Below are 21,830 nucleotides of genomic sequence, written 5' to 3'. Positions count from 1 at the left end.
TTTTTAGCGTTATTGTGATTTGCGCATTTTTCTTTTTGTTACAAAACCGTATCCAACTGTAACAAATGTGCCGATAATGCAAATAATAATACCGATTGGACTATTTTCAGCAATCATAATGCCGATACCGATTAAGAAAATAACACCGATAATTGCAGTTAATAAAAAGCGATATTGAATGTGTTCCATTTCTTCACCCTCCAATCTCATTTTACTTTCACAAAAGTAAGAATACAACTATATTTTCATTCTTGCTTTTATTTTAATTGCTATTGTATCCCCTTCGCTCTTATAATAGAGAAGGATTAAAAAGACATTAGGAGTTGGACATGTTGAAAAAACGACAAGATTTACGTAATATAGCAATTATTGCCCACGTTGACCATGGTAAAACAACACTTGTTGACCAGTTATTACGTCAAGCGGGGACTTTCCGTGCGAACGAACACGTTGAAGAACGCGCAATGGATTCAAATGATCTAGAAAGAGAACGCGGTATTACAATTTTAGCGAAAAATACAGCGATTCACTATGAAGATAAAAGAATTAACATTTTAGATACACCTGGTCACGCTGACTTCGGTGGAGAAGTAGAACGTATCATGAAAATGGTTGATGGTGTTTTACTTGTTGTTGATGCATATGAAGGTTGTATGCCACAAACACGATTTGTTTTAAAGAAAGCTCTTGAGCAAAACTTAACTCCAATCGTAGTTGTAAACAAAATTGACCGTGACTTCGCTCGTCCAGATGAAGTAGTTGATGAAGTAATCGACTTATTCATTGAGCTTGGTGCAAACGAAGATCAATTAGAGTTCCCAGTTGTATTTGCATCAGCAATGAACGGAACAGCAAGCTTAGATTCAAATCCAGCAAATCAAGAAGAGAATATGAAATCATTATTCGATACAATTATCGAACATATTCCAGCACCAATTGATAACAGCGAAGAGCCACTTCAATTCCAAGTAGCACTTCTTGATTACAACGACTACGTTGGACGTATTGGAGTTGGTCGCGTATTCCGCGGTACAATGAAGGTTGGACAACAAGTTGCTTTAATGAAAGTAGACGGAAGCGTGAAGCAATTCCGCGTAACGAAATTATTCGGTTACATGGGATTAAAACGTCAAGAAATTGAAGAAGCAAAAGCAGGGGACTTAGTAGCCGTTTCTGGTATGGAAGACATTAACGTAGGTGAAACAGTATGTCCAGTTGAACATCAAGATGCGTTACCATTATTACGTATTGATGAGCCAACACTACAAATGACGTTCCTTGTAAATAACAGCCCATTTGCAGGTCGTGAAGGTAAATACATTACATCTCGTAAAATTGAAGAGCGTCTTCGTTCACAATTAGAAACAGATGTAAGTTTACGTGTAGATAATACAGATTCTCCTGATGCGTGGATCGTATCTGGACGTGGGGAACTACATTTATCTATCTTAATTGAAAACATGCGTCGTGAAGGTTATGAATTACAAGTATCTAAGCCAGAAGTAATCATTAAAGAAGTTGATGGCGTAAGATGTGAGCCTGTAGAGCGCGTACAAATCGATGTACCTGAAGAATACACTGGTTCTATTATGGAATCTATGGGTGCACGTAAAGGTGAAATGTTAGATATGGTGAATAACGGAAACGGTCAAGTTCGCCTTACTTTCATGGTTCCAGCACGTGGTTTAATTGGTTACACAACAGAATTCTTAACATTAACTCGTGGTTACGGTATTTTAAACCATACATTCGATTGCTACCAACCAGTACACGCTGGACAAGTTGGTGGACGTCGCCAAGGTGTTCTAGTTTCACTTGAAACAGGAAAAGCATCACAATACGGTATTATGCAAGTTGAAGACCGTGGTGTAATCTTCGTTGAACCAGGTACAGAAGTATATGCTGGTATGATTGTCGGAGAACACACTCGTGAGAACGACTTAACAGTTAACGTTGTGAAAATGAAACAACAAACTAACATTCGTTCTGCGACGAAAGATCAAACTTCAACAATGAAGAAACCACGCCTAATGACTTTAGAAGAATCATTAGAGTACTTAAACGATGACGAGTTCTGTGAAGTAACTCCAGAATCAATTCGTCTACGTAAAAAGATTCTTGATAAGAGTGAGCGCGAAAGAGCTGCTAAGAAAAAGAAATCTGTTGAAGCGTAAAAATAAAAAAACAACGCCCTTTATAAAGGGCGTTGTTTTTTTATTTTGTTTATTTTTTAGAATATTTACTCTTTTTTGTGGACAGTATTTTTTTTGCGAGTTACTCTTGTATTAAGTGTATAAAGAAAATTGCATTTTACTGCTAGGGGGGGAAGAGTGTGTTAGAAAGGATGTCTTTTTTTGCAAAATTGTGTAAGGTAGATGAAAATCCAGAGTTAGGAATGTGGTTACTTTATGGGACGATTATTATATTAAGTGCTCTCGTTTATAATTTAGGGTTTGCTAGAAAGTTGTCTGTACTAAAAAATATTGTGATATACATATCATTAGCAATTGGATGCACAGTATTAACCTTTTTTGCTGTGTTTTTACCTGTTGGAGAAGGACTTGTTGTAGCGGCAATTGTACTTGGAATTTATAGACTGCGTTTGCGTCAAGCGAAACAACAAAAAGCAGGATAAGAAAGGGGAGTTTTCATGCGTTCAGTACAAGATGTACTATATAATTGGTTAACAATTAAAACAGTTGCGGAAGCACGTCCAGATGATAGTGCTGCAAAAGAAACATATTTGTTATTTCAAAATATGGTATATGAAGAACATAAATTAAGAAATGTGGAAGTCGAAAAGAACGAGGAAATGTATTTAATTACATATGAAATAAATGGAGAACAGAAATCTGCAAGGTTTCCGTTAGAAGCCATTGATTGTTTTTTGGATCAGATGAATCGTGAACCAGAAAAATATAAATAAGTCCTTATCTATATGAGTAAGGACTTATTTACATTTTACCAATCATCTTCGATTTTTTTATCACGATATAATCGGAAATTACCACTTGCATGACGTTCCATTGTACGCTCTGCAATTCGTTCCGAACATTCCATGCACATATATGTATGAATAGGGCGATTACGCAGTTTTTTTGCCATAGGATTTTCATCATCTAACATATCTTTTTTATCACAAATCATACATTTGACTCTCATTTCGTCACCTCAATACGAATTCTATCAGTATAAGTATATCATGGAAGTATAATGTTTTTGAATAATAGTGGGAAAAAATAATATTTTCGCAATTCAAAAAATAAGTTATGATAAGGATATACCAAGTATATTTGGAGGTGAAAATATGGCGAATGTAGTAGAGCCTACCTTAACAGAGGATTTAGTACAAACGTTGCGTAAAGAGTGTATTGTTATGATAGCAACGACAGATTTCGAAAAACAAGTTCCTAACGTAAGTGCTATTTCTTGGGTGTATGCAGTGAGTGAAACTAGTATTCGATTTGCAGTAAATCAACGTTCACGTATTGTGGAAAATATACGTCATAATACAGGTGTGGTATTGACTATAATGGCGAATGAATCCGTATTTTCTATAAGTGGTGCAGGTGAAATTTTGACAGATAGAATGGAAGGTATTTCTCTAAAATTAACTGTAATAGAAGTAAAGGTGCAAGAAGTGCGTGATGTTATGTTTTATGGAGCGAAACTTGCAATTGAACCAACATATGAAAAAACATATGATCTTCGGGCAGCGAAAAAGCTGGATAACGAAGTGTTAGTAGGGATAAGAGAATTATAAAGATGCTAAATAAGAAATTCGTTTATTCACTTTTGTAGTCGGTTATTGTGATTTAACGTTAATAATTATAATAAAAAGTAATATATTGAATAGAAATGAATAAAGAATAAATAAAAGGTTTAATGACTATGATTTTCGATTCTACCTCGTTTACACGGTACATATAATTATAACAATGGTTCGTCCATATTTTATGGATGAAACCCTTGTTCTACAAATTTAAAAGTGGAGTCAGGGGGTAACAGGTTGGATAAAATTTATGTGTTAGATACGAATGTACTTTTGCAGGATCCTTTATCTATTTTTTCATTTGAAACCAATGAAGTAGTGATTCCAGCAGTTGTATTAGAAGAGGTTGATTCGAAAAAACGTTATATGGATGAAGTAGGAAGAAACGCTCGTTATGTATCTAAGTTAATAGATAAATTTCGTGAAATAGGAAAGCTGCATGAAAGTATCCCGCTAGAAAACGGCGGAACATTTCGTATTGAATTGAACCATCGTTCATTTGTGCAACTACAAGATATTTTTGTAGAAAAAACAAATGATAATCGAATTTTAGCTGTAGCAAAAAATCTATCTTTAGAAGAACAGGAAAAAGAGGACGGGAAGTCTGTTATTTTAGTAAGTAAAGATGTACTCGTAAGGGTAAAAGCTGATGCAATTGGTTTGAAGGCTGAAGATTATTTAAGTGATCGCGTAATTGAAGTAGAAAATATATATTCTGGTTTTTTAGAAGGATATATATCAAAAGAACAATTGGATTATTTTTATGAGAAAGGTGAATTGCCTCTATCTGAAATTGCGAATCATCCTTTTTACCCAAATCAATTTGTAGTAATGAAAGATGCATTAGGGGGCTCTAGTTCTGCGCTTGGCATTGTGGATCACTTAGGGAAGAAGGTAAAGAAACTTATTTTTCACAATGAACAAGTGTGGGGGATACGACCACGAAACGTGCAGCAAATTATGGGATTAGAATTGTTGCTTCGTGAAGATATTCCGCTTGTAACGTTAACGGGGAAAGCCGGCACAGGAAAAACGTTACTTGCGTTAGCTTCGGGACTTATGCAAACAGAAGACTTAGGGTTATATAAAAAATTACTTGTGGCAAGACCAATTGTTCCAGTCGGAAAAGATATCGGTTATTTACCAGGAGAAAAAGAAGAAAAATTAAGACCATGGATGCAGCCAATTTTTGATAACCTAGAGTATTTATTTAATACGAAAAAGCCAGGAGAGTTAGATGCTATTTTAGCTGGAATGGGTTCGATTGAAGTAGAAGCCCTTACTTATATACGCGGGAGAAGTATTCCAGATCAGTTCATTATCATTGACGAAGCACAAAATTTAACAAAGCATGAAGTGAAGACGATATTAACTAGGGTAGGGGAAAAGAGTAAGATTGTATTGATGGGAGATCCTCAGCAAATTGATCACCCATATTTAGATGAATATAATAATGGCTTAACGTATGTTGTAGAGAAGTTTAAAGAACAGCGTATTAGTGGTCATGTGAAGTTTGTTAAAGGGGAGCGATCTAATTTAGCTCAACTAGCAGCAGATTTATTGTAAAAAGGAGTGAGCTTAAGCTCACTCCTTTTCTTTAAATAATTGTAAATTTACGGATGTTACGGATTGGATTTTGTTGATTAGATCCATCGTTGAAATAGAGATGAACAGGCCCGTCTTCTTTTAATGGTTTTCCTTCTTTTGAAAAGCCTAGTATAGCATTTTTGACAGTTTCTAATGGAAGTGTCATTGTATGATCTACCGTTTCAATTTCAACTTGCGTAGCGTCCTCTAAAATTTCAGCGTTAGCAAGGAATGGATGAAATGGTATACCAAATGTTCCAGTAATCAGCTGTTCTTTTTTATATTTCTTCACACTTTGTTGTATTGGAGGAAAAGCGGCACCATCACGGATTTCGCGATCCCAATGTTCTGAAGTGTTTTTTAAATAAGTTTCTAGTTCAGACGTGTTTTCTCTAGTTTCATCAAAGTAAGTTGTCAAATCTACTTTTCGATCATCAAAGATCCAAACAGTTGGATCAATAGTGATTGGAAAACGTACTTTTCCGTTAATAAATAAAATTTCGCTCATTGTTGTTCCCCCATTTGTGTTATACTCCCACTTTTCAGTATAATAGTATTAGACACTGTTGTCACAAAAAATGTTTCTATTGCAATTTATTAAAACTATCGCTAATATTAATAGATAGGATAGAGGAGAGTAGGACGGAAACGGAGGGAATCAATTTGGCGTCTGAGACAGTAGCAAATCATCAGGAAAAGGCACTAGCCCTTCTACAAGCGGATGCAGAGAAGATTTTAAGACTTATTAAGGTGCAAATGGACCATCTTACAATGCCGCAATGTCCATTATATGAAGAAGTGTTAGACACACAAATGTTTGGACTATCCCGCGAGGTCGATTTTGCAGTTCGCCTTGGTCTTATTGCAGAAGAACAAGGGAAAGCAATGTTAGGTGAGCTCGAACGTGAGTTATCTGCACTTCATGAAGCATTTACAAACAAACAACAATAACGGGTTCAAATAAGGGGGCTCAAACTAAATTAGTTTGAGCTTTTTATTTGTATAATAAAGCAGGAAGAATCAATGTACATATGGAATACAACAATAGTTAAATTGAAACAGAAAGAGGAAATGAAATGAAAAAAGTATGGAAATCAATGGATTATTCATTGTTACTTCCTCTTGTTATCTTATGTGTGCTGGGAGTAATAATGGTATATAGTTCTAGTTCCATTGTTGCGATTTCGCGATTTGATAAACCAGCAAATTTCTTTTTTAAAAGACAATTAATTACTTTAGTTGTTGGGACAATAGTATTAATAATTATTGCTACTATCCCATATAAAGTTTGGAGAAAACGAATTTTTTTGTTGGGGAGTTACGGTGCTAGTGTTGCTTTATTAGCTGCAGCTGCCTTTTTCACTAAGTCAGTAAACGGTGCAAACGGATGGATATTTGGAATACAGCCTGCGGAATTTGTAAAGATAACGGTTATCCTCATATTAGCTCATTTTTTTGCGAAAAGACAAGAAACGAATACACCTGTTTTCAAAGGGTCAGGTCCAGTACTCATTGGTGTTGGTATAATCATGTTTTTAATATTAAAGCAAAATGATTTAGGTACTGATTTGTTAATTGCAGGAACAGTAGGAATTATGTTCCTTTGTTCGGGAGTACAGGTTAACTTATGGATTAAACGAATTGCTTTAACTTCTATAGTATGGATTCCGGCACTATATCTTCTTGGCAATTATGCATTAAATCCATATCAAAAGGCACGTTTTTCTGTTTTCCTTGATCCGTTTAATGATCCTCAAAAGGATGGATTCCAATTGGTGAATTCATTTATTGGAATTGCTTCTGGAGGGCTTAATGGTAGGGGATTAGGAAATAGTGTGCAAAAGTATGGTTATTTACCAGAACCACAAACGGATTTTATTATGGCAATTATATCGGAAGAACTTGGTTTTATAGGCGTAGCAATCATTTTGATTTGTTTATTGCTTATAATTATTCGATCATTTAGAGTCGCACAAAAGTGTACAGATCCATTTGGAAGTTTAATAGCTATCGGAATTGCAAGCTTGTTTGGAGTTCAAACGTTTATTAATGTTGGTGGTATGTCTGGAGTAATACCACTTACCGGAGTACCATTACCGTTTGTCAGTTACGGTGGTAGTTCTTTATTAGCTAATCTACTTGCGATGGGGATACTACTCAATATTGCTAGTCACGTGAAACGACAAGAGAAACAACAGAATGGATTAATGAAAGAAAAAGAACAAAATGGACCACATCTTGTAGTTGTAAAATAAAAACACATTGTGCTTTAGAGCATGATGTGTTTTTATTTTTAAGTAGTTTTAAATGTGATGTATTAATATATCTTTTGGTTAAACAATATATCACATTTAGTTTAATGTGATATACAATTAAGTTGTTAGAAAAGGAAGAGGTATGCTATACTATTTTTGTGAAACAAATTGCACAGAAAACTTATCATTTGTTAAAAAATAAGGTATGATGGATAAAAATAAAGTGAAGCTTTCTAAGTATAATATAATGTGGAAAGTGAAGAACTTCACGCTTTTTAAGGTGTGTATATATTTTATCTCTAGAGTGGTAGGAAAGTAGAGGGGGAAAATCATGACAAAGCTGCAACGTATTCAAAAAGTATTGGTAGCTAACCGTGGAGAGATTGCAATTCGTGTGTTTCGAGCTTGTTCGGAACTTGGATTAAAAACAGTTGCAATCTATTCTAAAGAGGATAGTGGTTCTTATCATCGCTATAAAGCCGATGAGTCCTATTTAGTTGGGGAAGGAAAAAAACCAATTGATGCTTATCTAGATATTGAAGGCATTATTGAGATTGCAAAAAGTAATCATGTAGATGCAATCCACCCTGGATATGGTTTCTTGTCAGAAAATATTCAATTCGCTAAACGTTGTGAAGAAGAAGGAATTATCTTTATCGGTCCGAAAAGTAAGCATTTAGATATGTTTGGAGATAAAGTGAAAGCAAGAACACAAGCGCAGCTAGCACAAATTCCAGTTATACCTGGTAGTGATGGTCCAGTAAATTCATTAGAAGAAGTCGAAAAATTTGCTGAAAAGTATGATTACCCGATTATTATTAAAGCATCCCTTGGGGGTGGCGGTCGTGGTATGCGTATTGTGCGTACTAGTGAGGAATTAGGAGAATCATATAATCGAGCGAAATCAGAAGCAAAAGCAGCCTTTGGTAATGATGAAGTTTACGTCGAAAAATTCGTTGAAAAACCTAAACATATAGAAGTACAAATTTTAGCAGATGAAGAAGGCAATGTTGTTCATTTATACGAGCGTGACTGTTCTGTACAACGTCGTCATCAAAAAGTTGTAGAAATTGCACCGAGTGTATCACTTTCAGATGATCTGCGTCAGCGTATTTGTGATGCTGCTGTGAAGTTAACGAAAAATGTAAATTATTTAAATGCAGGAACAGTAGAATTCCTTGTAAAAGATGATGAGTTTTACTTTATTGAAGTAAATCCACGTGTTCAAGTAGAACATACGATTACAGAAATGATTACGGGAGTAGATATTGTTCAATCACAAATTTTAATAGCTGATGGACATTCATTACATAGCAAAATGGTAGGTGTTCCGAAGCAAGAGGAAGTAGTTGTACATGGATTTGCAATTCAATCTCGTGTAACAACTGAAGATCCGCTAAATAATTTTATGCCGGATACAGGAAAAATTATGGCGTATCGATCAGGCGGTGGTTTTGGTGTACGTCTTGATACAGGAAATAGCTTCCAAGGTGCAGTTATTACACCGTACTACGATTCTTTACTTGTAAAAGTTACAACTTGGGCACTTACTTTTGAGCAAGCTGCTGCAAAAATGGAACGTAACTTAAAAGAATTCCGTATTCGTGGTATTAAAACAAATATTCCATTCCTAGAGAATGTAGTAAAACATAAAAACTTCTTATCAGGAGAATATGATACTTCATTTATCGATGCGTCACCTGAATTGTTCTTGTTCCCGAAACGTAAAGACCGTGGAACGAAAATGTTAAATTACATTGGTACAGTAACAGTAAATGGTTTCCCAGGAGTAGGTAAAAAAGAAAAACCAATATTCCCAGATGCTCGTATTCCATGTTTAAAACATTCAGAGCCAATCCAAAATGGAACGAAACAAATTTTGGACGAGCGTGGAGCAGACGGATTAGTAAAATGGGTACAGGATCAAAAACGTGTACTTTTAACGGATACAACATTCCGTGATGCACACCAGTCATTACTTGCAACTCGTATTCGTACAAAAGATTTACATCAAATTGCGGAGCCAACAGCGAGAATGTTACCGAACCTATTCTCAGCGGAAATGTGGGGCGGTGCAACGTTTGATGTTGCGTATCGTTTCTTAAAAGAAGATCCATGGGAACGATTACTAGATCTTCGTGAAAAAATGCCGAACGTTTTATTCCAAATGTTACTTCGTTCTTCAAACGCAGTTGGATACAAAAACTATCCAGATAATTTAATTCAAAAATTTGTGGAATGTTCTGCTCAAGCAGGCATTGATGTATTCCGTATTTTTGATAGCTTAAACTGGGTGGAAGGCATGAGAGTTGCAATTGACGCTGTACGAGACACTGGTAAAATTGCAGAAGCAACAATGTGCTACACAGGGGATATCCATGATCCACTGCGTAGTAAATATGATTTAAATTACTATAAAAATTTAGCAAAAGAGTTAGAAGCATCAGGAGCTCACATTTTAGGTATTAAAGATATGGCGGGCTTATTAAAACCAAATGCAGCATATGATTTAGTTTCTGCATTAAAAGAGACAGTGTCGATTCCGATTCACCTGCATACGCACGATACGAGTGGAAATGGTATATTAACGTATACGAAGGCAATTGAAGCGGGTGTTGATATCGTCGATGTAGCAGTGAGTTCTATGGCTGGTCAAACGTCACAACCAAGTGCGAACACGCTATACTATGCATTAGGTGGAAACGAAAGACAACCAGATGTTAATATAGATTCTTTAGAAAAACTATCTCATTATTGGGAAGATGTACGCAAATACTATGCACCGTTTGAAAGTGGTATGAATGCGCCTCATACAGAGGTATATATGCATGAAATGCCGGGTGGGCAGTATAGTAATCTTCAGCAACAAGCGAAGGCGGTTGGTTTAGGAGATCGCTTCGATGAAGTGAAAGTAATGTACCGCCGTGTGAATGACATGTTTGGAGATATTGTAAAAGTAACGCCATCATCAAAAGTTGTTGGTGATATGGCATTATTTATGGTTCAAAACCATCTGACAGAACAAGATGTTTTAGAGCGTGGACATGCTATGGACTTCCCAGGATCTGTTGTTGAAATGTTCTCTGGTGATTTAGGTCAACCGTACGGTGGTTTCCCGAAAGAATTACAAAAGATTATTTTAAAAGGGAAAGAGCCATTAACAGTAAGACCAGGTGAATTACTAGAGCCAGTAGATTTCGAAGCGTTAAAAGAAGAATTATTCCATAAACTTGGACGCGAAGTAACGATTTTTGATGTAGTTGCATATGCTTTATATCCAAAAGTATTTATGGATTATGAAAAAGTTGCTGAGCTTTATGGAAATGTATCTGTACTTGATACACCGACGTTCTTCTATGGTATGAGACTAGGTGAAGAAATTGATGTAGAAATTGAACAGGGTAAAACATTGATGGTTAAACTAGTATCAATTGGAGAACCTCAGCCGGATGGAAATCGTGTCCTTTACTTGGAATTTAACGGTCAACCACGTGAAATTATCGTGAAAGACGAGAGTGTAAAAGCAACAGTTGCACAACGTGTGAAAGGAAACCGTGAGAATCCAAATCATATTAGTGCAACGATGCCAGGAACGGTAATTAAAGTAGTTGTAAAAGAAGGCGATGAAGTGAAAAAAGGCGATTCTATGGCAATTACAGAAGCGATGAAAATGGAAACGACAGTTCAAGCGCCGTTCAATGGTAAAGTGAAGAAAGTATATGTTAACGATGGTGATGCGATTCAAACGGGTGATTTACTTATTGAATTAGATCACTAAAATAAAAAAAGAGCTGTGTAAAATACAGCTCTTTTTTTATTGCAAAAAATCCCTTGCCGAATTGGCAAGGGATTTTAGTTTTAAATTATTTTGTTTGTTTAGAAGTTAATTCGGCTTCTTTTGCATTCACTTTACTTCTTGTTCCTAACATAACTAAATAGCATAGTACGGCAAACAAGCAAGAAATGAATAGAGAATGTAACAATGCCATTGCTAAACTAGCGTTTGTAAATACAACTAAAACTCCTACTACAGCTTGAAGTGTAACAAGGATAAATGAAATGATCCATCCCCAATATACGACAGGTTGCTGTTTGTAATGGCGAATAGCGAGAATCATCGCGTATAGTATCCAAGCGAAAATTAACATCGCTGCAACTCTATGGCCCATTTGAACCCATTCATGTAGTTGAGTTGGCATAGGTCTGTTTTTGCTACATAAAGGAAAGTCTGGACAGGCTAAGCTAGCTCGTTCGTGACGTACTAAAGCACCTGTGTAGACGACGATATAACTGTAAATTGTTACACCATAAATATGAAATTTCATTTTTTTGTCCATAATAAGTGAACGTGCATCAAATTTTTGGTCAATTTCAAAGATAAGACACGTTAATAAAATGACAGAAGCAAATGAAATTAAGGAAATACCGAAGTGGATAGCAAGTACAGCTGGCATTTGGCCCCAAACAACTGCTGCTGCTCCCATTAATGCTTGTGCAACTAAAAATACGAAGGATAAAATTGCTAACGTTTTTGTTTCACGCACATGTTTATAATATTTCCAGGACAAAATACAAAGGAGAGTGACAAGAATTCCAGCTGATCCGGATGTTAATCGGTGGCTAAGTTCAATAATAGTTTCCATTGATAAATTAGATGGAACAAATTCACCGTTACAAAGTGGCCATGATTTACCACAACCTTGACCAGAACCTGTTTTTGTAACTAAAGCGCCTCCTAATAAAACTATTAATAAATCAAGGCTTGTAATGACTGCTAACCATTTAATAAAGCGTTGCAATCTCTTTCACCATCTTTCTGCTATGAAGTTATTGCGAAATATTTTCATTCCATTATGTATAGAATAAAACGCGCTAGTTCCTATGATATATAAAAAATAATAAAATAGCAAAGAAATGGAGGGGGAAGGAAAGGGGGAGAAAATAGGTGTAAAAACAGGGTTCATAAGGAAAATTTTAGGTGAAAAATAGGCTATTTTGAAAAGAAATGGGGAGAATACGTGTTAAATAAGACAAAATAGTTTATTATAGAAGGTAACATCATGTTATGATAAGGACAAGTCAGAATGAAGTTTTTTTTATTCGACACAAAAAGTTCATGTTTTCTTCACAAAATGTTCGGGAAATATGATTTAATATATTGGAGTATGGGCGTAGATTAGTAGTAGAATGGGTTAACAATGTTTCTACTGTAATAATATTGCTATATAGAAGCGAATTATTTCATTTGAAATATGCGCAAAAAGAAAGATGAAAGTTTTAAGAGGGGGTTAGAGTGATGAACCATGCAACAAGTGAGCTGCATGATGAGTCCGCTGTTACAAGTGTACCGGAAACAACTCGGTTACAAGATTTAAAAGCACTCGTTAAAATGGGGATTGTAAACTCAAATACACTTACTGTATTTACAGGATTTTGGTTGGCATTACACTTTAATGGATTAAGTGTAATGGACAATCTGGATAAGTTATTCTTTACAATCGTTGGTTCTGGATTAGTTATGGCAGGGGTATGTTGTTTAAACAACTACATTGATCGAGACATCGATCCATTAATGGAAAGAACAAAGACCCGTCCAACGGTTACTGGAAAGTATAAACCAGGATTTGCACTTACATTTGGACTAGTCATATTACTTCTTGGTTTTGTATTTTTATTATTAACAACACCAATGGCAGTCTTAATGGGATTTATTGGTGCTTTCACATATGTTGTTCTATATAGTTTATGGACAAAGAGAAAGTATACACTAAATACTGTTGTAGGTAGTATATCTGGTGCAGTTCCTCCTTTAATTGGATGGGCAGCAATCGATCCATCTTTAGGCCATCCAATTGCTTGGATGTTATTTTTAATTATGTTTATTTGGCAAATCCCACATTTCCTTGCATTAGCAATGAAACGTGTTGATGAATATCGAAATGCAGGAATTCCAATGCTTCCTGTAGTTCATGGATTTGAAATTACGAAACGCCAAATTATGATTTGGACAGTATGTTTATTACCACTACCATTTTATATGAGTGGACTAGGGATAACATTTATGGTAATTGCAACACTGCTTAACATCGGATGGATCGTTTTAGGATTTTATGGCTTCCGTAAGAAAGATGACATCAAATGGTCCGTGCAAATGTTTGTTTATTCCCTAAATTATTTAACAATCTTATTTGTATCAATGATTGTAGTTACATTCTTCTAAGACAACGACATAATTGGATTTCTTTACGTTGAGATTTACTTTACTTAACTATAAAGTACAATCTAATTCACAAGGAAAGTGGGGGTTGTTTGTATGAAGAAACAGTGGCGACTGCTTTCGTTCGTTTCACTGCTGGCTTTACTGTTAGGGGGATGCGGTAAAGCCTTTCAATCTACTTTAATTCCGCAAGGAGAAGTAGCAAAAATGCAATATGATTTACTTCTACTGGCGAGTGCAATCATGGTAGGAGTAGTACTAGTAGTTACTATTATTTTCTTATATGTAATTGTGCGTTTCCGACAAAAGAAAGGTCAGGAAGATTATATTCCAGAGCAAGTTGAAGGGAATCACAAGCTAGAAATTATATGGACAGTTATTCCGATTATTCTTTTACTAATCTTAGCTGTTCCAACAGTTACATATACATTCAAACTTGCTGATGTAAGTGCGATGGAGAAAAAGAATATTGATAAAGATACTATCGTTGTTGATGTAACAGCGAATCTTTATTGGTGGGAATTTTCTTATAAATCAGAAAAGATAGTAACTTCGCAAGATTTGGTCATCCCCACAGGTAAGAAAGTGTATTTAAATTTGAAGGGTGCCGATATTAAACACTCATTTTGGGTTCCATCTTTAGCAGGGAAAATGGATACAAATACAGACAATGTGAACAAAATGTGGTTAAAGGCAGATAAATCGGGCACTTATAATGGTTTTTGTACAGAATTTTGCGGCCCATCACATTCTTTAATGCAATTTAAAGTGAAAGCTTTAGATGAAAGCGAGTACAAAAAATGGCTTGCTGATATGAAGAAGATTGATGGGAAGAAAGAAGTAGCTTCAACAAAGGCGCAAGAGGGCCAAGAAATATTTAATAAAAGCTGTATTGGTTGTCATGCAGTTGGATCTAATGATAGTAGACCACCTTCCGCTCGTATCGCACCAAACTTAGCAAACTTTGCGGATCGCGATATGGTTGCCGGTATTGCCGAAAACAATGAAGAAAACTTAAAAAAATGGCTGAAAGATCCTGAAAATATGAAGCCAGGAAACAAAATGACTGGCAAATATGGCAACTTAACGGATGATCAAATTGATGCATTAAATGCATACTTACAAACGTTAAAAGTTGAAAAGTAAAGAGGGATTATTCGCGAAGGGGAGGTTGAAAACGTGAGTTCTGTAGCAAAAAAACAGGGGATGGGTGCTGTCATATGGGATTATTTAACGACAGTAGACCATAAAAAGATTGCCATTCTCTATTTAATTGCAGGTGGATTGTTTTTTGTAATAGGCGGAATAGAAGCTCTATTTATTCGCCTTCAATTAGCGATTCCTAACAACGCTTTTCTTGTTGGGGATGCTTATAATCAAGTATTAACGATGCACGGTACAACAATGATTTTCCTCGCAGCTATGCCACTCGTGTTTGCATTTATGAACGCCGCTGTACCACTTCAAATTGGTGCACGTGATGTAGCGTTCCCGTTTTTGAATTCACTCGGATTTTGGTTATTTTTCTTTGGTGGAGTATTTTTAAATTTAAGTTGGTTTTTAGGTGGAGCACCTGATGCAGGATGGACATCTTATGCATCTTTAGCTTTAGCCTCTAAAGGTCATGGTGTTGATTTCTATGTACTCGGCTTGCAAATCTCAGGTATTGGTACATTAATTGGAGGTATTAACTTCCTTGTAACCATTATTAATATGCGGGCGCCAGGAATGACGTACATGCGTATGCCGATGTTTACATGGACGACATTTGTAACATCTTCGCTTATATTATTCGCTTTTCCGCCGTTAACTGTAGGATTAGGACTTTTAATGTTAGATCGTTTATTTGGAACAAGTTTCTTTAATCCGGCATTGGGCGGGAATACAATTATATGGGAGCATTTATTCTGGATTTTCGGTCATCCAGAAGTATACATTCTTATACTCCCAGCTTTCGGAATATTCTCAGAAATCTTCGCGACATTTTCGAAAAAACGATTGTTTGGTTATTCATCGATGGTGTTTGCGACTGTATTAATTGGATTTTTAGGATTTATGGTATGGGCGCACCATATGTTTACTGTTGGACTTGGTCCAGTTGCTAATGCTATTTTCTCGGTCGCAACAATGGCGATTGCGGTTCCAACTGGTATCAAAATATTCAACTGGCTCTTTACAATGTGGGGCGGAAGTATTCGTTTTACGACACCAATGATGTGGGCAGTAGCTTTCATTCCATCATTCGTAATGGGTGGAGTTACAGGGGTTATGCTAGCATCTGCACCAGCTGATTATCAATTTCATGATAACTATTTCGTAGTAGCGCATTTTCATTATGTAATCGTTGGCGGTGTTGTATTTGGTTTACTTGCAGGAGCTCATTATTATTGGCCACTGATGTTTAATAAAGTATTAAATGAAACATTAGGAAAGATAACGTTCTGGCTATTCTTTATCGGCTTCCATTTAACGTTCTTTATTCAGCATTTCCTTGGCTTGATTGGTATGCCACGCCGTTACTACACATATCTTGAAGGGCAAGGGTTGGAAATGGGGAATATGATTAGTTCCATCGGAGCGGTGTTTATGGCTCTTGGAACGATTGTTCTTCTATTCAATGTAATTAAAACGACAGTATCAAAAGAAAAAGCTGGTCGTGATCCGTGGGATGCACGTACATTAGAATGGACAATGCCAGCACCGACACCAGAATATAACTTTAAACAATTACCATTTGTTCGCGGATTAGATCCGTTTTGGATTGAAAAACGTGAAGGTAATAAAGAGATGACAGCAGCGGAACCAGTTGGTGATATTCATATGCCAAATCCTTCGTTTTCACCATTTGTCATTTCTTTCGGATTGTTTATAGCGGCATTTGGTGCGATGTATATGCAGGGCGGAAAAGATAAGTTCTGGTTATTAGTAGCAATTATTGGTTTAATCATTACATTTGGCGCAATGTTCCTACGTTCAGTAATTGATGATCATGGGTATCATATTCATAAAGAAGATTTAGAGGATAAGGGGGGCAAGGCATAATGCATGTAGATGAAAAATTAACGAATGAAACATTTCCAGCAGAGCCTGAAAAAGCAACCCTTGAAGGGAAAAATAAGTTTGTCGGTTTTTGGTTATTTCTTGGAGGCGAAACAGTGTTGTTCGCTTCCTTATTCGGAACATATTTAGCGTTAAAGAATTCTACAAATGGTGGACCAACATCTCAAGAGATGTTCCAAATGCCACTCGTTTTCATTATGACGATGCTTTTATTAACGAGTAGCTTAACGAGTGTATATGCGATGTATCACATGAAAAACTTTAACTTTAAGAAAATGCAGCTTTGGTTACTAGTAACAGTATTGCTAGGTTTAGGGTTTTTAGGGTTTGAGATATATGAGTTTTATCATTATACACATGAATTTAAGCATACTATGAGAAGTAGTGCGTTTGGCTCTGCGTTTTATGCTCTTGTTGGTACACATGGACTCCACGTATTGTTTGGGTTATGTTGGATTCTAACATTAATCTTTAGAAATGCGAAGAGAGGTCTAAATTTATACAATGCACCGAAGTTTTATGTTGCATCGATTTATTGGCACTTTATTGACGTAGTTTGGGTGTTTATTTTCACTGTAGTATATTTAATGGGAATGGTGGGATAAACAATGGCGATAAAGCAAACGAATAATCCTAAAGTTGATCTTGTTTATCGGAAGAGAAAAAGTGCGGAGGAAATGAGGCATCAAGTTATTACGTTTGCATTAATGATTTTTTTAACATTAGTTGCATTTGTAGCGGTGGCGTATCCAAAAACTTTTAGTCCGATTTTCTCTGTACCGTTTATTTTACTATTAGCAGTGGTACAAGTAATTTTTCAATTGTATTATTTTATGCATATGAGTCATAAAGGACATGAAGCAGCAAGTTTCTTTCTTTACTCTGGTCTGCTAATAGGGTTAATTACAATTTTAGCTTTTATGACAATCGTGTGGATTTGAAAAGTGAAAAATAAGGGAGCTTGTGTTGTCACAGCTCCCTCTTCATATTATGAGATAACCTTACGAAGGTAGGTGTGAAAATGAGTAACTTGTGGATATTTGGTTTTCAGGCTTTATGGAGTCCAATCTTTTTATTATTTATGCTTTCGATTCTTATTGGGTACTTCTTAATTATTGGGCCATATAGAATGCGATTTGAAAATGCGACGAAGGTAAGTAAGAAGCAAATTTTTTATTTTACGACTGGTATTGTTCTTTTGTATTTTGTAAAGGGAGGGCCTATTGATTTAATTGGCCATATTATATTTAGTGCTCATATGTTTGAAATGGCAGTCATGTATATTGCAGTTCCACCGTTACTGTTGCTTGGTATACCAATTTGGTTATATCGTTACATTACTTCTTTTAAGTTTGTTCAAATTATATTAAAGGCATTTGCTAAACCGCTTATTGCGTTATTTGTATTTAACGGCCTGTTTTCTTTTTATCATTTACCAGTTGTTTTTGATACGGTAAAACAAAGTCAAATAGCTCATCCTATTTGTCTCGCTATATTGTTTTTTACAGCAATCATGATGTGGTGGCCGATGTTAAATCCATTACCAGAATATCAAACATTAAGTGATATAAAGAAACTTGGTTATATGTTTGCTAATGGCATATTATTAACGCCTGCTTGTGCGTTAATCATTTTTGCGACAGCCCCGTTATTTGCAACGTATACGGATCCGGCTGCTTGGATGAAAGCGATGGAACTATGTGTACCAGCGGGCACTTTATCAGATTTAAATATAACGGGACCAGAATTTTTGCACTGGATGCCAGTCGTACAAGACCAGCAAACTGGTGGTATCATAATGAAAATTGTCCAGGAAATAGTGTACGGTACAATTATAGGCTATGTATTCTTTAGATGGGCACGTAGAGAACGTGAAAAGGATAAGGAGCAGTTGCAACAATTGCCGCCGTATTTACAGACTAAGTAAAAAAAGTGTATGGGATTCCATGCGCTTTTTTTACTTAGTTTTAGCTACCTTAAAAAGATTGAATTTTCTAATTTTTTATGTTAAGTTAGTGTAGGCGTGTACTAAAAGTGGAGATAAAATTTACTACTAGCTTTCATGCGTAATAATTCCATATGTAGTGCAAGTTTTTTAGAGAGTTACAAATATATATTGTTATCTTTAATAAACACGAACTATTTTAAGGGGGAGTTTAAATGGGTAGTAGTGGAAGTATGGTAAAGCCGATTAGTGGTTTTTTGACAGCACTAATTCAATATCCAGTACCAGTAGTAGAATCGCGTGCAGACATTGATAAACAAATTCAACAAATCATAAAAACAATTCATTCGACCAAATCAGGTTACCCTGGTTTAGAATTGATAGTATTTCCTGAATATAGTACACAAGGGCTCAATACAAAAAAATGGACTACAGAAGAATTTTTATGCACAGTGCCTGGGCCAGAAACAGACTTATTTGCTGAGGCATGTAAAGAATCTAAAGTATATGGTGTTTTTTCAATAATGGAGAAAAATCCTGATGGTGGAGAGCCATATAATACAGCAGTTATTATTGATCCACAAGGTGAAATGATTTTGAAGTATCGTAAGCTAAATCCTTGGGTGCCAGTCGAGCCTTGGAAAGCTGGAGATTTAGGCTTACCTGTTTGTGATGGACCTGGAGGAAGTAAATTAGCTGTTTGTATTTGTCATGATGGCATGTTCCCTGAAGTAGCTCGTGAAGCGGCCTATAAAGGTGCAAATGTCTTAATTCGTATTTCTGGATATAGTACACAAGTTAGTGAACAATGGATGCTAACCAATCGTTCAAATGCATGGCAGAATTTAATGTATACATTGTCGGTAAACTTAGCGGGTTATGATGGCGTATTTTATTACTTTGGTGAAGGACAAGTATGTAATTTTGATGGGACTACTTTAGTACAGGGACATCGAAATCCTTGGGAGATTGTTACTGCTGAAGTATATCCAGAACTAGCAGATCAGGCTAGATTAGGATGGGGATTGGAAAATAATATATATAATCTAGGTTCAAGAGGATATGTAGCAACTCCTGGTGGGGTGAAAGAAAATCCATATACGTTTGTAAAAGATTTAGCTGAAGGTAAATATAAGGTTCCTTGGGAAGATGAGATTAAAGTAAAAGATGGATCTATTTATGGATATCCAGTAAAAAAAACGATTCATTCTTAGGGAAGGGAAATAAAACAAGCGCATCATATTGATGCGCTTGTTTTTGTTAATCAATAATTTGAAATTCTTTTAACTCTTTTTCGACATTTTGTAGGAGTTGTTCGCTTTTTTGAAGTACATTCGTTGGGAAAGTCTCATCATCACCATATTCAACGCCGTGAGGATAATAATGTTTTCCTAATAAGGGGGGAAGTAGTTTTACTTCAGCGTGTCTACTGCCAATGTCACCTTCAACAGCAACTCCTTGCACTCGTAAATAATAAACATCCTTTAATATTTCAAATTTATAATCGTATGTAACTCGCTCATAATCCCACTGTCCGGCAAGTACGAAGTGGTTGTTTTCCATGATTTCAGTTAAAAGAGTTAATTCAACGACGGCTCCATTAAATTGCGTATTTGTAAATTGCATATAATACCTCCTTTTTTAATGTTACACCATTATTTTTATAATAGTATGAATAATAAGAAAGTGCAATTCATATTGAGAGAAAAGGGATAATCCAGACTTTTTTCACAAAAATATGATATAGTGAAAAGAGTACGGTACACACAAAAAGAAAGAAAAGGATTTGTGTATATCTCAATTTTATGTTTTGTTCAGGAGGTATATCGTTTGAAGAAATTATTGCGTATCGTAATGATTACATTTTTAATTTTAGCTGTTGATTTATACGGGAAATTACTCGTTTCACAATATATATTAACCCCATCTCAATCAAAGCAAGAAAATAAAATTGTGAAAAAGAAAAAGCAAATTAAGGAAGACTCCTCAGACACTGTTTTAAATATGATTGGTGAAGACTCTGAAAACTTATTAGCGAAGTGGGGAGAACCCTCTCGAATAGAGCCATCTGCATACGGATATGAATGGTGGGTATACAACCAGGATTTAACTCAGTATGTTCAATTTGGAGTTTCTGAACGTAAAGTTGTAACGGCATACGCAGCTGGTGAACAAGTTAAGGTTCCACCTTATTATATAAATGAAAAATATGAAGAAGTATATAAAAAAAGTCCGCTTTCGCATGAAATTTCATTAAAAAGAGGGAAAAATAGTTATCAATTTGAGCTATCTGATACCGAAGTCATGGAACAACCGTTAATACCTGTAGAAGATGGATGGGCGCAATTGTATTTTGATCAATTTACACATGAGCTTGTTGGTGTTCGTTATATGGATGATGAAACTTTATTACGCCAAAGACCGTATCAGCTCGTTTATTCAGGTGAATTAATAGCAGAACAACCATTGACTCCAGAAAAAATAAAACAAGTAGAAAATGGGAATATGCAACAAATTTTTGATTTAACAAATATCATTCGAGGTCGTCATAAATTACCATTATTAACATGGGATCAGGAAACAGCAGATGTTGCTGTTGGTCACAGCAAAGATATGAAAGACAATAATTATTTTTCTCATGACTCACCTACATTAGGTACACTAGGAGATCGCTTGCAGCGCGGGAAAGTAGGATTTCAACTTGCTGGTGAGAACATAGCGGCTCAACATAGTGATGGAATTGCGGCAGTGCAAGGTTGGTTAAATAGTGAGGGGCATAGAAAGAATTTATTAAATGAACAATTTACAGGATTAGGTGTGGGTGTATACGATAAATTTTATACACAAAACTTTATTCGAAAATAAAGTGAAATTGTAAGCGGTGGGGTGTTAACATCACCAAATTAGTTACTTCGTATTCACTGAATTGTAGGTGGGAATCTGACCGTATGCAAATAGCAGAAAAAAAGGTGCATGAATCGTCTAAAAATAGGC

Annotated in this window: 21 protein-coding genes; 16 read left to right on the top strand and 5 right to left on the bottom strand. The window is 35.7% G+C overall.

Annotation, left to right across the window (positions count from 1 at the left end; translation table 11 throughout):
* Positions 1 to 9: 9 nt before the first annotated feature.
* Complete coding sequence (locus M1D73_RS20385; protein WP_000400127.1) at positions 10 to 189, bottom strand: DUF5325 family protein; 180 nt, start codon at positions 187 to 189, stop codon at positions 10 to 12.
* A 140-nt stretch (positions 190 to 329) separates the two neighbouring features.
* Between M1D73_RS20385 and typA the strand changes: the two genes are divergently transcribed.
* From typA to M1D73_RS20370, 3 genes are all read left to right on the top strand, one after another.
* The gene (typA, locus tag M1D73_RS20380; protein ID WP_000914762.1) at positions 330 to 2,174 is read left to right on the top strand and encodes a translational GTPase TypA; all 1,845 of its coding nucleotides are present in this window, start codon (positions 330 to 332) and stop codon (positions 2,172 to 2,174) included.
* A 158-nt stretch (positions 2,175 to 2,332) separates the two neighbouring features.
* Positions 2,333 to 2,635 (top strand): YlaH-like family protein, encoded by a 303-nt coding sequence (locus tag M1D73_RS20375; protein WP_000893662.1) that lies wholly within the window; start codon positions 2,333 to 2,335, stop codon positions 2,633 to 2,635.
* Between the two features lie 15 nt (positions 2,636 to 2,650).
* The gene (locus tag M1D73_RS20370) at positions 2,651 to 2,926 is read left to right on the top strand and encodes a hypothetical protein (RefSeq protein ID WP_001258156.1); all 276 of its coding nucleotides are present in this window, start codon (positions 2,651 to 2,653) and stop codon (positions 2,924 to 2,926) included.
* Positions 2,927 to 2,961: 35 nt separating this feature from the next.
* Here the strand turns inward: M1D73_RS20370 and M1D73_RS20365 are convergent, their stop codons facing one another.
* Positions 2,962 to 3,162 carry a YlaI family protein gene (locus M1D73_RS20365; protein WP_002082250.1) on the bottom strand — a complete coding sequence of 67 codons (201 nt, stop codon included), beginning with the start codon at positions 3,160 to 3,162 and terminating at the stop codon, positions 2,962 to 2,964.
* 145 nt (positions 3,163 to 3,307) lie between these two features.
* Here M1D73_RS20365 and M1D73_RS20360 point away from each other — a divergent pair, with 145 nt between their 5' ends.
* Together M1D73_RS20360 and M1D73_RS20355 are read left to right on the top strand one after the other, a co-directional pair.
* Complete coding sequence (locus tag M1D73_RS20360) at positions 3,308 to 3,763, top strand: pyridoxamine 5'-phosphate oxidase family protein (RefSeq protein WP_000024594.1); 456 nt, start codon at positions 3,308 to 3,310, stop codon at positions 3,761 to 3,763.
* 246 nt (positions 3,764 to 4,009) lie between these two features.
* Positions 4,010 to 5,338, top strand: a complete 1,329-nt coding sequence (locus M1D73_RS20355) for a PhoH family protein (RefSeq protein ID WP_000358083.1) — start codon at positions 4,010 to 4,012, stop codon at positions 5,336 to 5,338.
* Between the two features lie 31 nt (positions 5,339 to 5,369).
* On the opposite strand, the gene M1D73_RS20350 is transcribed toward M1D73_RS20355, so the two are convergent.
* Positions 5,370 to 5,867, bottom strand: coding sequence for a molybdopterin-binding protein (locus M1D73_RS20350; protein WP_001289809.1), 498 nt, complete (start codon positions 5,865 to 5,867; stop codon positions 5,370 to 5,372).
* Between the two features lie 155 nt (positions 5,868 to 6,022).
* Here M1D73_RS20350 and M1D73_RS20345 point away from each other — a divergent pair, with 155 nt between their 5' ends.
* From M1D73_RS20345 to pyc, 3 genes are all read left to right on the top strand, one after another.
* Complete coding sequence (locus M1D73_RS20345; RefSeq protein ID WP_000135694.1) at positions 6,023 to 6,310, top strand: Fpa/YlaN family protein; 288 nt, start codon at positions 6,023 to 6,025, stop codon at positions 6,308 to 6,310.
* 125 nt (positions 6,311 to 6,435) lie between these two features.
* Positions 6,436 to 7,614, top strand: a complete 1,179-nt coding sequence (locus tag M1D73_RS20340; RefSeq protein WP_000758402.1) for an FtsW/RodA/SpoVE family cell cycle protein — start codon at positions 6,436 to 6,438, stop codon at positions 7,612 to 7,614.
* 331 nt (positions 7,615 to 7,945) lie between these two features.
* Complete coding sequence (gene pyc, locus M1D73_RS20335) at positions 7,946 to 11,392, top strand: pyruvate carboxylase (RefSeq protein WP_000164087.1); 3,447 nt, start codon at positions 7,946 to 7,948, stop codon at positions 11,390 to 11,392.
* 85 nt (positions 11,393 to 11,477) lie between these two features.
* Here the strand turns inward: pyc and ctaA are convergent, their stop codons facing one another.
* Positions 11,478 to 12,413 (bottom strand): heme A synthase, encoded by a 936-nt coding sequence (gene ctaA / locus M1D73_RS20330; protein WP_001188743.1) that lies wholly within the window; start codon positions 12,411 to 12,413, stop codon positions 11,478 to 11,480.
* A gap of 497 nt (positions 12,414 to 12,910) precedes the next feature.
* Between ctaA and ctaB the strand changes: the two genes are divergently transcribed.
* From ctaB to M1D73_RS20295, 7 genes are all read left to right on the top strand, one after another.
* The gene (gene ctaB / locus M1D73_RS20325) at positions 12,911 to 13,834 is read left to right on the top strand and encodes a protoheme IX farnesyltransferase (RefSeq protein ID WP_001015058.1); all 924 of its coding nucleotides are present in this window, start codon (positions 12,911 to 12,913) and stop codon (positions 13,832 to 13,834) included.
* A gap of 93 nt (positions 13,835 to 13,927) precedes the next feature.
* Positions 13,928 to 14,977: a cytochrome c oxidase subunit II gene (gene coxB / locus M1D73_RS20320; protein ID WP_000745268.1), complete on the top strand. Its 1,050-nt coding sequence runs from the start codon at positions 13,928 to 13,930 to the stop codon at positions 14,975 to 14,977.
* Positions 14,978 to 15,037: 60 nt separating this feature from the next.
* Complete coding sequence (ctaD, locus tag M1D73_RS20315; RefSeq protein ID WP_153579316.1) at positions 15,038 to 16,873, top strand: cytochrome c oxidase subunit I; 1,836 nt, start codon at positions 15,038 to 15,040, stop codon at positions 16,871 to 16,873.
* Positions 16,873 to 17,496 (top strand): cytochrome c oxidase subunit III, encoded by a 624-nt coding sequence (gene ctaE / locus M1D73_RS20310; RefSeq protein ID WP_000557861.1) that lies wholly within the window; start codon positions 16,873 to 16,875, stop codon positions 17,494 to 17,496. The genes ctaD and ctaE overlap by 1 nt, the downstream gene beginning before the upstream one ends.
* A gap of 3 nt (positions 17,497 to 17,499) precedes the next feature.
* Entirely contained in the window at positions 17,500 to 17,832 is a 333-nt protein-coding gene (ctaF, locus tag M1D73_RS20305; RefSeq protein ID WP_000985706.1) for a cytochrome c oxidase subunit IVB, read from the top strand.
* A gap of 80 nt (positions 17,833 to 17,912) precedes the next feature.
* Positions 17,913 to 18,818, top strand: coding sequence for a cytochrome c oxidase assembly factor CtaG (gene ctaG / locus M1D73_RS20300; protein ID WP_000069023.1), 906 nt, complete (start codon positions 17,913 to 17,915; stop codon positions 18,816 to 18,818).
* A 233-nt stretch (positions 18,819 to 19,051) separates the two neighbouring features.
* Complete coding sequence (locus M1D73_RS20295; protein ID WP_000535802.1) at positions 19,052 to 20,050, top strand: formamidase; 999 nt, start codon at positions 19,052 to 19,054, stop codon at positions 20,048 to 20,050.
* A 46-nt stretch (positions 20,051 to 20,096) separates the two neighbouring features.
* Here M1D73_RS20295 and M1D73_RS20290 read toward each other — a convergent pair whose 3' ends face one another.
* On the bottom strand, positions 20,097 to 20,462 hold the full coding sequence (locus M1D73_RS20290; RefSeq protein WP_001160952.1) for a YugN family protein: 366 nt from the start codon (positions 20,460 to 20,462) through the stop codon (positions 20,097 to 20,099).
* A 204-nt stretch (positions 20,463 to 20,666) separates the two neighbouring features.
* On the opposite strand from M1D73_RS20290, the gene M1D73_RS20285 reads away from it, so the two are divergent.
* Positions 20,667 to 21,701, top strand: coding sequence for a CAP domain-containing protein (locus tag M1D73_RS20285; protein WP_000735376.1), 1,035 nt, complete (start codon positions 20,667 to 20,669; stop codon positions 21,699 to 21,701).
* Positions 21,702 to 21,830: the final 129 nt, after the last annotated feature.

This window comes from Bacillus sp. PK3-067 (genome assembly GCF_056738645.1).
The sequence above is the reverse complement of the archived record's forward strand: the minus strand, read 5'-3'. Positions and strand labels throughout refer to the sequence as shown.

Excerpts from the sequence above, each read along its gene's own strand:
- ctaB (WP_001015058.1), top strand. The coding sequence starts at position 12,911 with ATGAACCATGCAACAAGTGAGCTGCATGATGAGTCCGCTGTTACAAGT.
- M1D73_RS20290 (WP_001160952.1), bottom strand. The coding sequence starts at position 20,462 with ATGCAATTTACAAATACGCAATTTAATGGAGCCGTCGTTGAATTAACT.
- ctaE (WP_000557861.1), top strand. The coding sequence starts at position 16,873 with ATGCATGTAGATGAAAAATTAACGAATGAAACATTTCCAGCAGAGCCT.
- typA (WP_000914762.1), top strand. The coding sequence starts at position 330 with ATGTTGAAAAAACGACAAGATTTACGTAATATAGCAATTATTGCCCAC.
- M1D73_RS20295 (WP_000535802.1), top strand. The coding sequence starts at position 19,052 with ATGGGTAGTAGTGGAAGTATGGTAAAGCCGATTAGTGGTTTTTTGACA.
- M1D73_RS20350 (WP_001289809.1), bottom strand. The coding sequence starts at position 5,867 with ATGAGCGAAATTTTATTTATTAACGGAAAAGTACGTTTTCCAATCACT.
- ctaF (WP_000985706.1), top strand. The coding sequence starts at position 17,500 with ATGGCGATAAAGCAAACGAATAATCCTAAAGTTGATCTTGTTTATCGG.
- coxB (WP_000745268.1), top strand. The coding sequence starts at position 13,928 with ATGAAGAAACAGTGGCGACTGCTTTCGTTCGTTTCACTGCTGGCTTTA.
- ctaG (WP_000069023.1), top strand. The coding sequence starts at position 17,913 with ATGAGTAACTTGTGGATATTTGGTTTTCAGGCTTTATGGAGTCCAATC.
- M1D73_RS20370 (WP_001258156.1), top strand. The coding sequence starts at position 2,651 with ATGCGTTCAGTACAAGATGTACTATATAATTGGTTAACAATTAAAACA.
- M1D73_RS20340 (WP_000758402.1), top strand. The coding sequence starts at position 6,436 with ATGAAAAAAGTATGGAAATCAATGGATTATTCATTGTTACTTCCTCTT.
- M1D73_RS20360 (WP_000024594.1), top strand. The coding sequence starts at position 3,308 with ATGGCGAATGTAGTAGAGCCTACCTTAACAGAGGATTTAGTACAAACG.
- ctaD (WP_153579316.1), top strand. The coding sequence starts at position 15,038 with ATGGGTGCTGTCATATGGGATTATTTAACGACAGTAGACCATAAAAAG.
- M1D73_RS20385 (WP_000400127.1), bottom strand. The coding sequence starts at position 189 with ATGGAACACATTCAATATCGCTTTTTATTAACTGCAATTATCGGTGTT.
- pyc (WP_000164087.1), top strand. The coding sequence starts at position 7,946 with ATGACAAAGCTGCAACGTATTCAAAAAGTATTGGTAGCTAACCGTGGA.
- M1D73_RS20365 (WP_002082250.1), bottom strand. The coding sequence starts at position 3,162 with ATGAGAGTCAAATGTATGATTTGTGATAAAAAAGATATGTTAGATGAT.